Annotated in this window: 10 protein-coding genes; 5 read left to right on the plus strand and 5 right to left on the minus strand. The window is 70.5% G+C overall.

Going from position 1 to position 14640, the window contains the following annotated elements; all coding sequences use genetic code 11:
• The first annotated feature begins 85 nt into the window (after window positions 1-85).
• Window positions 86-3613, plus strand: a complete 3528-nt coding sequence (gene dnaE / locus ACFLIM_RS01715; RefSeq protein WP_393161090.1) for a DNA polymerase III subunit alpha — start codon at window positions 86-88, stop codon at window positions 3611-3613.
• A gap of 127 nt (window positions 3614-3740) precedes the next feature.
• Window positions 3741-5111 (plus strand): amidase, encoded by a 1371-nt coding sequence (locus ACFLIM_RS01720; RefSeq protein ID WP_393161092.1) that lies wholly within the window; start codon window positions 3741-3743, stop codon window positions 5109-5111.
• On the opposite strand, the gene ACFLIM_RS01725 is transcribed toward ACFLIM_RS01720, so the two are convergent.
• Entirely contained in the window at window positions 5108-5620 is a 513-nt protein-coding gene (locus ACFLIM_RS01725) for a hypothetical protein (protein WP_393161094.1), read from the minus strand. The genes ACFLIM_RS01720 and ACFLIM_RS01725 overlap by 4 nt on opposite strands.
• A 63-nt stretch (window positions 5621-5683) precedes the next feature.
• Here ACFLIM_RS01725 and murA point away from each other — a divergent pair, with 63 nt between their 5' ends.
• Window positions 5684-6994, plus strand: coding sequence for a UDP-N-acetylglucosamine 1-carboxyvinyltransferase (gene murA / locus ACFLIM_RS01730; RefSeq protein WP_393161095.1), 1311 nt, complete (start codon window positions 5684-5686; stop codon window positions 6992-6994).
• A gap of 52 nt (window positions 6995-7046) precedes the next feature.
• Window positions 7047-9371 carry a transglycosylase domain-containing protein gene (locus ACFLIM_RS01735; protein WP_393161097.1) on the plus strand — a complete coding sequence of 775 codons (2325 nt, stop codon included), beginning with the start codon at window positions 7047-7049 and terminating at the stop codon, window positions 9369-9371.
• On the opposite strand, the gene ybaK is transcribed toward ACFLIM_RS01735, so the two are convergent.
• Together ybaK and ACFLIM_RS01745 are read right to left on the minus strand one after the other, a co-directional pair.
• A complete protein-coding gene (gene ybaK / locus ACFLIM_RS01740) occupies window positions 9368-9823 on the minus strand; it encodes a Cys-tRNA(Pro) deacylase (RefSeq protein ID WP_393161590.1) in 456 nt (151 codons plus the stop codon). The genes ACFLIM_RS01735 and ybaK overlap by 4 nt on opposite strands.
• Before the next feature lie 62 nt (window positions 9824-9885).
• On the minus strand, window positions 9886-10650 hold the full coding sequence (locus tag ACFLIM_RS01745) for an AraC family transcriptional regulator (RefSeq protein WP_393161099.1): 765 nt from the start codon (window positions 10648-10650) through the stop codon (window positions 9886-9888).
• Window positions 10651-10705: 55 nt separating this feature from the next.
• Here ACFLIM_RS01745 and ACFLIM_RS01750 point away from each other — a divergent pair, with 55 nt between their 5' ends.
• The gene (locus ACFLIM_RS01750; protein WP_393161101.1) at window positions 10706-11827 is read left to right on the plus strand and encodes an MFS transporter; all 1122 of its coding nucleotides are present in this window, start codon (window positions 10706-10708) and stop codon (window positions 11825-11827) included.
• A 68-nt stretch (window positions 11828-11895) separates the two neighbouring features.
• Here the strand turns inward: ACFLIM_RS01750 and ACFLIM_RS01755 are convergent, their stop codons facing one another.
• Entirely contained in the window at window positions 11896-13497 is a 1602-nt protein-coding gene (locus ACFLIM_RS01755; RefSeq protein ID WP_393161103.1) for a trypsin-like peptidase domain-containing protein, read from the minus strand.
• Window positions 13498-13585: 88 nt separating this feature from the next.
• Window positions 13586-14596, minus strand: coding sequence for a non-homologous end-joining DNA ligase (ligD, locus tag ACFLIM_RS01760; RefSeq protein ID WP_393161105.1), 1011 nt, complete (start codon window positions 14594-14596; stop codon window positions 13586-13588).
• Window positions 14597-14640: the final 44 nt, after the last annotated feature.

Here is a 14640-nt window from a genome sequence, read left to right on the forward strand (position 1 = left end):
CCCGCGCGTGCGGCCCCGGGATTGTCGGTCGGGACCACTAGAGTCAGAGCGCGTCATCAACATCGAGACCGGGAGGCGCCGCTCCGTGTCGTCCAGTGACTCGTTCGTCCATCTGCACGTGCATACCGAATACTCGATGCTGGACGGGGCCGCCCGGCTCAAGCAGATGTTCAAACAGGTCGGCGACCTGGGCATGCCCGCGATCGCGATCACCGACCACGGCAACCTGCACGGCGCCTACGACTTCTACCGGCAGGCCACGGCCGCCGGGATCAAGCCGATCATCGGCATCGAGGCCTATGTCGCGCCGGAGCTGCGCCACAACAAGAAGCCGGTGTTGTGGGGCGAGCCGCACCAGAAGAGGGACGACGTCTCGGCGGGCGGCTACTACACCCACATGACGATCTGGGCGCGCGACAAGGCGGGCCTGCACAACCTGATGCGGCTGTCGTCGCGCGCCTACACCGAGGGGTTCGTCCGCAAGTGGGCGCGGATGGACGCCGACATCCTCGCCGAGCACGCCGAAGGCCTGATGGCCACCACTGGCTGCCCGTCGGGCGAGGTGCAGACGAGGCTGCGGCTCGGCCAGGACGACGAGGCGCTCAAGGCGGCCGCGAAATACCAGGAGATCTTCGGCAAGGACAACTTCTTCCTGGAGATCATGGACCACGGGCTCGACATCGAGCGCCGCGTCCGCGACGGGCTGACCAGGATCAGCAAGGAGCTGAACATCCCGCCGCTGGTGACCAACGACTCGCACTACACCTACGAGTCCGACGCCGCCTCCCACGACGCCCTGCTGTGCATCCAGACCGGCAAGCAGCTGTCCGACCCCGACAGGATCCGCTTCGACGGCAGCGGCTACTACATCAAGACCGCCGACGAGATGCGCGCGGTCGACTCCTCCGACCTGTGGGCCGAGGGGTGCCGCAACACGCTGCTGGTGGCGGAGCGGGCCGATCCGAGCGGGTTCTTCGAGTTCAAGAACCTCATGCCCACCTACCCCATCCCGGAGGGGATGACGGAGAGCGCGTTCTTCCGCCAGAGCGTCTGGGAGGGCATGGACCGGCGCTGGCCGGAGGGCTACGACGAGCAGCACAAGAAGCAGGCCGAATACGAGATCGGGATCATCGAGCAGATGGGCTTCCCGAGCTACTTCCTCGTGGTCGCCGACTTCATCATGTGGGCCAAGGACAACGGCATCCCCGTCGGCCCCGGTCGTGGCTCGGCCGCGGGGTCGCTGGTGGCGTACGCGATGGGCATCACCGACCTCGACCCGATCCCGCACGGCCTGATCTTCGAGCGGTTCCTCAACCCCGAGCGCGTGTCCATGCCCGACGTCGACATCGACTTCGACGAGCGCAGGCGCGGCGACGTGATCCGCTACGTGACCGAGAAGTGGGGCGCCGACAAGGTCGCCATGATCGCCACGTTCGGCACCATCAAGGCGAAGGCCGCCATCAAGGACGCCGGACGCGTCCTGGGCTACCCCTACGCGCTGGGCGACCGGGTCTCCAAGGCGTTCCCGCCCGCCGTCATGGGCAAGGACATCCCTCTCGCCGGCATCTTCGACAAGGACCACCCGCGCTACAACGAGGCGGGCGAGCTGCGCAAGCTCTATGACGACGACGTCGACGTCAAGGCCACGATGGACCTCGGCAAGGGCCTGGAGGGCCTGATCAGGCAGACCGGCGTGCACGCCGCCGGCGTGATCATGTCGGCCGAGGTGCTGACCGACCACATCCCGATCATGCGCCGCGACGCCGACGGCGCGATCATCACGCAGTTCGACTACCCGACCTGCGAGACGCTCGGCCTGCTGAAGATGGACTTCCTGGGCCTGCGCAACCTCACGATCATGGATGACTGCCTCAAGATGATCGAGGCGACCACGGGGGAGAAGGTCGACCTGCCCGGGCTGGAGCTCGGCGACCGCAAGAGCTACGACCTGCTGGCCAAGGGCGAGACGCTGGGCGTGTTCCAGCTCGACGGCGGCGGCATGCGTTCGCTGCTGCGCCTCATGCGCCCCGACAACTTCGAGGACATCTCCGCCGCCCTCGCCCTCTACCGGCCCGGCCCCATGGGCGCCAACTCCCACACCAACTACGCGCTGCGCAAGAACGGCCAGCAGGAGATCACGCCGATCCACCCCGAGCTGGAGAAGCCGCTCGAGGACATCCTCGACACGACCTACGGCCTGATCATCTATCAGGAGCAGGTCATGGCCATCGCGCAGCGGGTGGCCGGATATTCGCTCGGCAGCGCCGACCTGCTGCGCCGCGCGATGGGCAAGAAGAAGAAGTCCGAGCTGGACAAGCAGTACGCCTCCTTCGAGCAGGGCATGAAGGACAACGGCTTCTCCGACGCCGCCGTCAAGGCGCTGTGGGACATCCTGCTGCCGTTCTCCGACTACGCCTTCAACAAGGCCCACACCGCCGCCTACGGCCTCATCGCCTACTGGACCGCCTACCTCAAGGCCAACTACCCGGCCGCCTACATGGCCGCGCTGCTGTCCTCGGTGAAGGACGACAAGGACAAGTCCGCTCTTTACCTCAACGAGTGCCGCCGCATGGGCATCAAGGTGTTCCCGCCGGACGTCAACGACTCCGACTTCGACTTCACCCCGCGCGGCACCGACATCCGCTTCGGCCTGTCGGCCGTCCGCAACGTGGGCGGCAACGTCGTCGACGGCATCATCTCCGCCCGCAAACAGAAGGGCCGCTTCGCCGAGTTCAAGGACTTCCTGCGCAAGGTGCCGGCCATAGTCTGCAACAAGCGCGTGATCGAGTCGCTGGTCAAGGCGGGGGCGTTCGACTCGCTGGGGCACGTGCGCAAGGGCCTGGTCATGGTGCACGAGCAGGCCGTCGACGCGATCATCGACATCAAGAAGAACGAGGCCATCGGCCAGGACTCGCTGTTCGGTGCGATCGAGGGCGGCGAGGACCAGACGTTCGACGTGCAGATCCCGGTGGGGGAGTGGGACAAGAACACGCTCCTGCAGTTCGAACGCGAGATGCTCGGTCTCTACGTCTCCGACCATCCGCTGTTCGGGGTCGAGCACATCCTCTCGGCGGGGGCCGACTGCTCGATCGCGGCCGTGCAGGACGAGAGCCGGTCCGACGGGCAGGTGGTGACCGTGGGCGGCATCCTGAGCGGGGTGCAGCGCAAGGTCACCAAGAAGGGCGACACCTGGGTGCTGACCCAGCTGGAGGACCTCGAAGGCGCGATCGAGGTGATGATCTTCCCGTCGGCGTACCAGCTGTGCTCGACGATCCTGGCCGAGGACGCGATCGTGTTCGTCAAGGGGCGGATCGACAAGCGCGAGGACGTGGCGAAGATCATCGCCATGGAGGTGACGGCGCCCGACCTGACCCAGGAGGCCGGCGGGCCGCTGCTGGTGAGCCTGCCGCTGACCCGCTGCACGCCGCCGGTGGTGGGGCGGCTGAAGGAGATCCTGGCCATGCATCCGGGCACGTCGGAGGTGCACTTGCAGGTCCACAACGGACCCAGGACGACGGTGATGCGGGTGGACGACCGGCTGCGAGTGACGCCCTCGCCCGCCCTGATGGGCGACCTCAAGCAGCTGCTCGGCCCGGCATGTTTGGGCGCCTGACCCGCCGTCGCCGGTCCTCAAACCCCCATCCGGTACGGCGGTCCGGTGGGAACCCGACGAGTGGGTGTGGTGGTGCTGGGCAACCCTCGCCGTCGCACCTCGCGAGCCCGTGCGCGAGGATCGCAGGGTGAGCGAACTGCACTACATGACCGCGACCGAGCTGGCACACCTGATCAGGACCAGGCAGGTGAGCGCCGTGGAGGTCCTGCAAGCCCACCTCGACCGCATCGAGCAGGTCAACCCGCGGGTGAACGCCATCGTGACCCTGGTCGCCGAGCAGGCGCTCGAAGCGGCCAAGGCGGCTGACGCGGGGGAGCCGGGTGGGCCGCTGCACGGCGTGCCCGTCGCGCACAAGGACCTCGTCGACACCGCAAATATCCGGACAACCTACGGATCGCCGCTCTATTCGCAAAATATCCCGGAAAAGGATGACCTGATCGTCCAGCGGCTCCGCGCCGCCGGCGCCATCACCATCGGCAAGACCAACACCCCGGAGTTCGGCACCGGCTCCCACACGGTCAACGAGGTCTTCGGCGCCACCAGGAACCCGTACGACCTGTCCAAGTCGGCCGGCGGCAGCAGCGGCGGCGCCGCGGTCGCGCTGGCCACCGGCATGGTCCCGCTGGCCGACGGCTCCGACATGGGCGGCTCCCTGCGCAACCCCGCCTCCTTCTGCAACGTCGTCGGCCTGCGCCCCACCCCCGGCCGGGTCCCCGTCATCTCCGACGCCAACGCCTGGTACACCCTGTCCGTCCTGGGACCGATGGCCAGGACGGTCGAGGACGTCACGCTGATGTTCGGGGCCATCACCGGGTTCGACCGCCGCTCCCCGTACGCCATCAAGGAGGTCTTCACCCCTGAGCCCGAGCAGGGCGTGGCGGGGCTGAGGGTGGCGTGGAGCCCGGACCTGGGCGGGTTGCCGGTGGATCCGCGGACGGCGGCGGTCACCGCGACGGCGCCCGCGGTGTTCGAGCGGCTGGGAGCCCGCGTCGAGCAGGTCGAGCTGGACCTGTCGGACGCCGAGGACGCGTTCAGGACCTACCGGGCGTGGAACTACGCGCTGTCCTTCGACGACCTGACCGGGCTCGGCCCCAACACCGCCTGGAACGTCGAGCAGGGTCACAAGGTCACGGGCGCCGACCTGGCCCGGGCCGAGCAGGCACGCAGCCGCCTCTACCAGCGCATGGCCGGCTTCTTCGACACCTACGACGTGCTGATCGCGCCGGTCAGCCAGGTCCCGCCGTTCCCGATCGAGCAGCCGCACGTCAGCGAGATCAACGGCCAGGAGCTGCCCGACTACCTCGCGTGGATGCGCTCGGCGTACTGGATCAGCGTCCTGCACGCGCCCGCCGCGTCCGTGCCCGCGGGGTTCACGACGGATGATCTTCCGGTGGGGGTGCAGATTGTCGGGAGGCCGTTCGAGGACGCCCGGGTGTTGCGCGTGGCCCGCGCGTTCGAGCAGGCCACCCAGCACGGCCTGCGCCGCCCGCCGATCTAGGGCATTTCCCCGAACGGATGCCGCAGGGGCGACTCGCGGTATCCGTGCATGCCCTCCAGCAGCCCGAACAACCCCACCCCGAGCAGCGGCCAGGACACCAGCACCCCGGAGGCGGTCAGCTTCAGCGCCCCGGGCACGACCTTCACCCCGGGCACCGCGGCGGCCTCGACGACCACCGCCCCGATCGTGAACGTGGACCCGACCCACAACGTCAGCATCGCGGCCAGCACGCCGCCCGCGCACAACCCGAGCAGCACCGGCAACATCCACCGCCGCCCGGCGAACCACGCGACCCCGCCGCACAGCAGCCCCAGCCCGCCGGTGATCACCGCGAACCAGCCGTCGGCCGCGATCAGCGCCTGCGTGGTCGGGTCGGCCAGCACCGTCCCCTGCTCCGTGACCTGGTACGGGGCCCGGGGCGTCAGCCCCGACCAGAGCAGCCCGGCGGCCACCCCGAGAGCGGCGAGTGTGAGGACAGTTACCGCAAAAGCGCGTACTTCCCTCGTCACGCCACTCCCCCTCACATGTACGTCCGAATCAGCTCGATGGTATCGCCCGGCTAGGCTCGCTTCGTGATTGCAGAAGAGGTCTGGTTGATAGATCCCTCCGGTCCGCTCCGCGGGGACGTCGAGGTGCGCGGTTCCAAGAACGGCGTGTCCAAGCACATGGTCGCGGCCATGCTCGGCACCGGGGAGAGCAGCATCCACAACGCCCCCGAGGTGGGCGAGGTCGGGATCACCGCCGCCATGCTGCGGGCGCTCGGCATCAACGTCGAGATCTCCCGCACGGAGATCAGGATCGCGCAGGGCCCGGAGATCGAACCGCGGGTGCCCGACGCGTTCACGGGGCTGAACCGCATCCCCATCCTCATGCTCGGCCCGTTGCTGCACCTGGCGGGGGAGGCGTTCGTCCCGCTGGTCGGCGGCGACCCGATCGGGCGGCGGCCGGTGAACTTCCACGTGGAGGCCCTGCGCGCGATGGGCGCCGAGGTGGAGGTCGGCGACAGCGGCATCTTCGCCAAGGCCAAACGCCTCAACGGCACCCGGATCGAGCTGCCGTACCCGAGCGTGGGCGCCACGGAGACGGTGCTGATGTCGGCGGTGCTGGCCGAGGGCAAGACCGTGCTGAAGAACGCGGCGATGGAGCCGGAGGTGGTGGAGCTGGCGCTGTTCCTGCAGCGGATGGGGGCCAGGATCGAGCTCTCGCCCGACCGCAGGATCGTCATCGAGGGCGTCGAACGGCTGCGCGGCGCCTCCACCTGGCTGACCGGCGACCGCATCGAGGCGTTCTCGTACCTGGCGGCGGGCCTGGTCACCGGGGGAGAGGTGCGGGTGCACGGCTGCCCGCAGGACCGCCTGGTCACCGCGATCACCACGCTGGCCAGGATGGGCGCCCAGTTCGACATCAACGACGAGTACCTGTGCGCGACCGCGCCCCCCGAGGGCCTGCGCGCGGCGGCGGTGCAGACCGACACCCACCCCGGGTTCATGACGGACTGGCAGACGCCGCTCATGGTGCTGTTCACGCAGAGCCAGGGCATGTCGGTGCTGCACGAGACGGTCTTCGAGAACCGGCTGGTGTACGTCCCCGCGCTGCAGAAGATGGGTTGCGAGATCGAGGTGTTCGACCAGTGCCTGGGCGGGCCCGCCTGCCGCTACCACGACACCAACGCCAGGCACTCGGCCGTGGTGCGCGGCGTGTCCCAGCTCAGGGGCGCCGACGTGACGCTGCCCGACATCAGGGCCGGATTCTCCGCCGTGCTGGCCGCCGCCGTGGCCGACGGGACGTCCACGCTGCGCGGCGTGCACCACATCGAACGCGGTTACCACCGGCCGTACGAGCAGTTCGCCTCACTCGGTCTGAACATCACACGGCAACGGTAAAGAGGCGGGAAGCGGGTGTTTGCCGCCTATCGGGGCGTCGCAGATCATCTGAGTGACCCTACTCAGATCCGTCGGCGCGCTCGCAATGGCGGGGGCGCTCGGCGGGGTGCTGACGGCGGCGCTGCTCGCGCCCGTGGTCAGCGGGGGCGGCATCGCCGCGAGGAGCGTCGCGAACACCTTCGTCGAGCTGCCGCCCGCCCCGCGCGAGGAGCAGCTCGCGCAGGTGACCAGGCTGCTGGACAAGGACGGCCGGCAGTTCGCCCAGTTCTACGAGGCCAACAGGACCAACGTGCGCCTCGGCGCCGTCGCGCCGGTGATGCGCAAGGCGATCGTGGCCATCGAGGACGCCCGCTTCTACGAGCACGGCGGCCTCGACGTCAGGGGCACGATCCGGGCGCTGCTCACCAACACCCAGGCCGGCGGCATCCGGCAGGGCGGCTCGTCGCTGACGCAGCAGCTCGTCAAGAACATCCTGGTGGAGAGCGCCCGCACCGACACCGAACGCGACCGGGCCCGCGCCCCGAACCTGGCCCGCAAGATCACCGAGCTGCGGCTGGCGCTGGCGCTGGAGAAGAAGTACCGCAAGGACGAGATCCTGGAGCGCTACCTGAACATCGCCTACTTCGGCGCCGGAGCGCACGGCGTGCAGGCGGCGGCCAGGCGCTTCTTCTCCACGTCGGCCTCCCGGCTGACCCTGACCCAGGCGGCCACGCTGGCGGGGGCGGTGAAGATGCCGTACTCGACCGATCCTTCGCTCGGCGCGGCGCACCGGGAGCGGCTGAAGATGCGGCGGGACCTCGTGCTCGACCGCATGGCCGGGCTCAAGCAGATCACGCAGCAGGAGGCGGCGAGCGCGAAGAGCTCGCCACTCGACCTCAGACTCAGGCCCGAGCCCGGAGGGTGTGAGCAGAGCGAGTTCCCGTTCTATTGCCTGTATGTGCAGGAGGAATTGCTCACGAATCCGGCCTTCGGCAGCACCCCCGCCGAGCGGCGGGCCAGGATGGCCAGGGGCGGGCTGGTGATCAGGACCAGCCTCGACCCGATCGCGCAGCGCGCCGCCGAGAAGGCCATCAGCCGGCATGTCTCGCCCGAGGACACCGAGGTGGCGGCCGAGGCCATGGTGGAGCCGCGGACCGGGCGGATCAGGGCGATGGCGGCCAGCAAGCGGTTCGGCCGCAACCCCGGCAACAGGAAGAACGGCCCCAAGACCACCTTCAACCTGCCCGCCGACGTGGCGCACGGCGGCGGCCAGGGCTTCCAGGCCGGGTCGACGTTCAAGGTGTTCACCCTGGCCACGGCGTTGCAGCAGGGGTGGAGGTTCAACGACGGCTTCAACACGCCGGGGGAGCTGGTGCCGGCGGCCGGTTACCGCGACTGCTCCGGCAAGCAGGTGAACGATCCGGACTCGCGCATCCTCAACGCCAGCGGCGAGGGCTCCGGCGGCCCGCACAGCATCGAGACCGGCACCTGGAAGTCCGTGAACATCTTCTACATGATGCTGGAGCGCAAGGTCGGGCTCTGCAACGTGGTGCGCACGGCCAAGGCGCTCGGCGCGATCAGGGCGGACGGGAAGGCGCTGCGGGAGGTCCCGACGTTCACGCTGGGCGTCAATGAGATGGATCCGGTGACGGTGGCGGCGTCGTTCGCGACGTTCGCGGCCAGGGGGCTCTACTGCCGGCCGCTGGCCATCATGGAGATCACCGGCAGGGACGGGCGGCGCACGCACGTGCCGCCCGCCTGCGAGCGGGTCATCGAGCGGCCCGTCGCGGACGCCGTCAACTACGTGTTGGGCGGCGTGTTCGACAAGGGCACCATGCAGGGGCAGAGCATCGGCAGGCCGGCCGCGGGCAAGACGGGCACCAACAACGGCTACACCTCGGCCTGGTTCGCCGGTTACACACCCGCGCTGGCGGCGGCGGTCAGCGTGGGGGACATCCGCGGCTCCTACCGGTTCCCGCTGCAGGGGGTGCAGATCGGGGACCAGTACTACGGCTCGGTGCAGGGGGCGTCGCTGCCGGGGCCGATCTGGGTGGAATCGATGGGGTCGGCGCTGGAGAGCATCGAGCCCAAGGGGTTCCCGGGGCCGGACATGGGGCGCTTCGGCGGCGGCAACACGCCCGGGCTGGAGCAGGCGCTGGCGGAGGAGGAGCGCAAGAAGAAGCGCGGCGACCACCCGTTCGGCAGGCGGCATCGCAGGCTCTTCAAGTGGCTGCTCGGCCAGGACCCGATGGACGCGGAACTCGGGTGGCCCAGGGAACAGCGCTGGCCGGAGGAGCGGCGCCGGGCGGAGGAGCGGCGCTGGCCGGAGGAGCGGCGCTGGCCGGAGGAGCGGTACTGGGGCGACTCCCGCGGCCCGTATGGCTGGTCTCCCGACTAGCCGGCCTTGCCGATGGGGGCGGTGACGGCTCTGGTGAGCGTGATGAGGTTGTCGGGCGCGGTCTCGATCTGCAGGCCGCGTTTCCCGGCCGAGAAGTAGATCGTCTCGAAGTCGAGCGCCGAGGAGTCGACCACCGTCGGCAGCTGCTTGCGCTGGCCCAGGGGGCTGATGCCGCCCACGACGTAGCCGGTCACCCGCTCCACTCTGGTGGCGTCGGCCATCGCGGCCCGCTTGCTGTCGAGCGCGCCGGCCAGCGCCTTGAGGTCGAGCTTGCCCGACACCGGCACGACCGCCACCGCGAGTCCGCTCTCGACCTCGGCCACCAGCGTCTTGAAGATCCGCTCGTACGGCACGCCGAGCGCGTCGGCGGCCTCCTCGCCGTAGGCCTGGGCGGAGGCGTCGTGCTCGTACGGGTGGAGCGTGAAGTCGGCCTTGGCCTTGGCCAGCGCCATGGTGGCCGGGGTGCCGCCGCTCTTGCCCTTCGATTTGCTCACGGGATCCGATTGTAGCGAATCTACAATGTAAAGGCCTGGCCCGGGGTGTACCCGAACGCCCGCCTGAACACGTCGATGAACGCGCTCGCCGAGGCCCATCCGCACCGATGGGCGACGGCGGTCACGGGGACGCCGTCGGCGAGCAGGAGCAGCGCGTGGTGCAGGCGTAGCTGGGTGCGCCATTGGGGGAAGCTCATGCCGAGCTCGCGGCGGCACAGCCGGGCCAGCGTGCGATCGCTGGTGCCCGCCTGCGCGGCCAGTTGCGTCAGGGTCCTGGGGTCGGCCGGGTCGCGGTGCAGGATGGCGCAGACGGCCGCCAGTCTGGGGTCGTCGGCGGTGGGCAGGTGGAAGGGCTGTTCAGGGGCGTGCTTGAGCTGGTCGAGCAGCACGGCCAGCAACCGCCCTCGCTCACCCCGGTACTTGGCGTCGCCCTGGGCTGGATCGCCGGACTCGGCGTCGTCGGTGTAGGCGATGATCAGTTCGCGGAGCAGGGGGCCGACGGCGAGCACGGCGGGGCGGTCGAGACCGAGGGGGTTGCCGGTGAGGCCGATCAGGCGGAGGTCGGTGTCGCCGTGTGCGCGGTGCTCGTGGACCGTGCCGGCCGGGACCCAGATCGCCCGGTTCGCCGGGGCGACCCACGTGCCGGAGCCGGTGGTGACGGAGAGGACGCCGCGGCAGGCGTACACGATCTGGTGGGTGTCGTGCCGGTGCGCGTCGATGCCCGATCCCGGCGCCAGGGGACGCCGTCCGGTGGGAGCCTCGGGGAGGTGGCGGATTTCCGTCATCGATTGGCATTTTATCGGAAGCTGGCCAGTGGGCACCTGAGCCAGGATCGGAGGTGTGAACAGGGTCCCCACGCTCGCCGCCGGTCACGCCTCCGTGGACTTCTACCAGGGTGCGGTCCCCGCGCTCGTGCCGTTCCTGGTGGCCGGCCGCGGGTACGGGTACGTCGCCGTCTCCGGCATCGTGCTGGCGGCGACGTTGTCGTCGTCGATCGTGCAGCCGCTCTTCGGCGTGCTGACCGACCGGTGGCGGATGCCGTGGCTGATCCCCTTGAGCATGGTGGTGGCGGGCGCCGGGGTGGCGTTCGGCGGCGTTTCGGACTCCTACGCGCTGACCTGGCTGGCCGTGGCGCTGTCCGGGCTGGGCGTGGCCGCCTACCATCCCGAGTCCGCGCGGCTGGCCAGGATCGCCAGCGACGGCAGCCATGTCCGGATGAGCTGGTTCTCGCTGGGCGGCACCCTCGGTTTCGCCTCGGCTCCCGTGCTGGTGACGCCGTTGCTGGCGGGGTGGGGGCTGGGCGCCTCGCCGTTCCTGGTGGCGCCCGCGGTGCTGGGCGCGGTGATGACGCTGCCCGCGATCCGGGCGCTGGCCGGGGGCGGGCGGGCGGTGCGGGCGGCCGGGCCGGTGTCCGGCCACGACGACTGGCCGTCGTTCGTCAGGCTGACGCTGGTGATCGTCTTCCGCTCGATCGTGTACGTCGGGCTGAGCGCATTCGTGGCCCTGTACATGGGTGGCGGGGCGGCGGGCGCGGTGGCGTTGTTCGTGTTGTTCGCGGGCGGGGCAGCGGGCACCGTGCTGGGCGGCAGGCTCGCGGCCCGCTGGGGCCGGGTGCGGACGATGCGCCTGGCCTACGCGGTGGCCGTCCCCGCGGTCGCCGGTGTGGTGCTCGCGCCCGGTCCCGTCGCGTACGCCTTCATCGCCGCCTCCTCGATCGCCCTGTACGCCCCGTTCTCGCTGCATGTCACGCTGGGCCAGGACTTCCTGCCGACCAGGGTGGGCACGGCCGGCGGGGTGACCCTGGGGCTGGCGGTGAGCGTGGGCGGCCTGGCCAGCCCGCTGGTGGGGGCCGTGGCGGAGGCGGCCACGCTGAGGGTGGCGCTGGCCTGCCTGATCGTGTTCCCACTGCTGGCCTGGCTGCTGGCCCGCACCCTGAAGGAGCCCGCCCTCGAGCCCGCCTGATGGGCCCGCGCCGTGGCCTGTGCTCTGCCGTAAAGACCCGAAAGAGCTCAGCCCCTGCGCCCGGGTACCTAGCGGACGGTCGTGATGTGCACGGCGCTGGTGTTGTCCTTCTGGGACGGGTCCAGGCGCGTGGACGTGACGCGAGCGACGATCTTCAGCTGGCGCTCGGCGTCGGGGGCGATGTTCACGGTGGCGGTGATCCTGGCCGGCCTGCCCGGGTGGACGGCGCCGATCGTGCAGGTGGCCTGCCGGTCCGCCTGGTGGCAGTCGGCGCCGGTGACGGTGCCGAGGCTCGTGCCGGGCGGCAGGGTGATCGTGACGGGAACCTGTGCCGCGGCCATCAGGCCGCGCATGGTGACGATGGCGGTGACGGTGGCGGCGGTCCCGCGGCTGATCGGCTCGGACGGCCCCGACGTCCTGATGGACAGCGCGTCGTACACGCCGCGCGGATCCGCCTGCTGCACGATCGCGCCGTAGCCTTCGAGGTTGAGGGCGTTCGCGACGGAGTTGCCGTCGGTCTCGCCGTCCTCCTTGCCCGCCGACAACACGCCCACCAGGTCTCCGGTGCCCTCGACCACCCACGGCCCGCCGCTGTGGCCCTTGAACAGGTGACAGTTGTACGTCTCCATCCGCCCGGTCTTCGGCGTGGCGCGGGCGGCGAGCATGGTGTCGGCGCCGGTGATCCCGTTCGACGGCTGGGTCCTGCCCAGGCACCAGAGCTGGTCCCGGCCGTCGTACGGCTTCCTGCCGAGCAGGCCCGGGTAGCCGATGGTGGCGATGGTGTGCTTGCCGCCCTGGTTGAGCATCGGGGTGAAGGCGCCGACGGCTTCCTGGAGGGTGCCGTTCTTCCTGCCCACCTCGATGATGGCGATGTCGTAGGGCGAGTTCCAGTCGCCGCCGTTCATGCCGGTGAAGCCGTCGGGTTTCCACGCCCGCCGCCCGCCCCACCGGCCGTACGGCTCTCGCTGCCTGACGGAGGCCGCCCGCCCGTCGTAGGCGGGCACGAACGCGAAGCTGCTGTGCCACCGGCCGGTCGCCGCGCCTTCCGGCACCCCGTACACGCAGTGGGCGGCGGTGACGATGAGCAGCCTGACGGCGGAGCGCACGACGGAAGCGCTGCAGGAGTCGCCCTGCCCGGCGGCGTTGACGAAGAACAGCCGGCCGCTGATCCTGCTCAGGGCGCTCTTTGTGTACGGGCGGCGCATCCGGGCGTATCCGTTGGTGTCCCCGCCGGGGGTGAGCCGCTTGCCCACGGGCACGCTGTGCCGCTGCGCCGTCCCCGTCTCGCCCTCGCCGGGCCGCTGGGCCGTGACCTGGCCAGGCATGCTGGGGCGCGCGGCCGTGCCCTGGGCGGACAGGCTGGGTGGCTCGGCCGTGCCGGGGCTCGGCAGGCTCTCCGGCAGGTCCGCGGCCCTGGCCCTGGCCTGCTTGCCGACGGTCCAATAACGCACGGCCTGCTCCGGCCGCATCAGCGGCGACGACGCTGCCCCCCACGTCCGGTCCCGCACGGCCGAGTCGGGCACAGGCTGCTGGTCCTTTGGCGAGCCGGTTGTCGTGGCCGCCGCAGGAGGACGGTCGGCCGTCGCGGCAGGCGGCTGGCCGGCCGCCGCGGGCGCCGCGAGCGCGACGCCGGCCAGCGTGGTCAGCGTGGTGACCAAGGTCTTGGGCACAGTGTCCCCCCGAGCAGATCGACGAGCTATCCGATCACTTTAAGTCACCATTTGGAGACGAAATGTAGTTTGGGGTCGCGTGTCGCGATCAGCCGACGGCGGCGTCTCCGTCCCTCCCCGGAGGCAGGATCTCCGTCGTGCTGGCCTCGTCCGGCTCGCGATCGGGCCGCAGCCCGCGCCAGGAGGGATGGCGCAACATGCCGTCCCCGGTGACCTCGGCGTACTGCACCTCCCCGACCACCCGTGGCTCCACCCAGCGCGTGTCGCGGGCGTGCTCGCGCGGCACCGGCACGTCGAACGGCGGATCGGGCCGCTCCAAGGGAGCCAGCCGTTCGCGCAGGTCACGCAGCATGGCCTCGGTGAACCCGGTGCCGACGTGCCCCACGTACACCAGCCGCCCGAGCCCGTCGTAGGCGCCGAGCAGCAGCGACCCGATCATCCCCGCGCGCCGCCCGCCGCCCGGTTTCCACCCGCCGATCACGACCTCCACGGTGCGCACGTTCTTGACCTTGGTCCACTCGCTGCTGCGCCGGCCCGGCCGGTACGGCGAGCCCATCCGCTTGCACACGACGCCTTCGAGCCCGAGCTCTCTGGAGGAGTCGAACGCCCGCGCCGCGTGGTCGGCGAACCAGACGGGCACCTCCCACCGGTAGCCGGGCGTGAGCGTGCTCTCCAGCAGCTCCCGGCGCTCGATGTAGGTCCGGGAGACGACGCTGGCCGCGTCCAGGTGCAGCAGGTCGAACGCCATGTACGTGACCGGCACCGCCCCGGCCAGCTCCGCCACGGCCGTCGGGTGGCGCTGGTGCATGCGGGGCTGCAGCGCCTCGAAGCGGGGCCGCCCGGTCTCGTCGAACGCCACGATCTCCCCGTCGATCACGGCCGCGTGGCCGCCGGTGGCGCCGGCCATGAGCTGGAGCTCGGGATAGGCGGGGGTGATGTCCTTGGCGTTGCGCGACATCAGGCGAACGGCCCCGTCCTCGACGTAGGCCAGGGCGCGTACGCCGTCCCACTTCATCTCCACGGCCCAGTCCGCACCCTGGACGGAGGTCAGGGTGCCGAGCTGGGCCAGCATCGGCGCGTAGGCCGGCAGCCGCACCATGGTGCATGCCGTACCCCGTCCACCTGATCGACAGTGGCGGATAG

Source organism: Nonomuraea marmarensis (assembly GCF_043197025.1).
Classification (GTDB): Bacteria; Actinomycetota; Actinomycetes; order Streptosporangiales; family Streptosporangiaceae; genus Nonomuraea; species Nonomuraea marmarensis.

Excerpts from the sequence above, each read along its gene's own strand:
- ybaK (WP_393161590.1), bottom strand. The coding sequence starts at position 9,823 with ATGGCGCTGGCCAAGGCCAAGGCCGACTTCACGCTCCACCCGTACGAG.
- ACFLIM_RS01745 (WP_393161099.1), bottom strand. The coding sequence starts at position 10,650 with ATGACGGAAATCCGCCACCTCCCCGAGGCTCCCACCGGACGGCGTCCC.
- ligD (WP_393161105.1), bottom strand. The coding sequence starts at position 14,596 with ATGGTGCGGCTGCCGGCCTACGCGCCGATGCTGGCCCAGCTCGGCACC.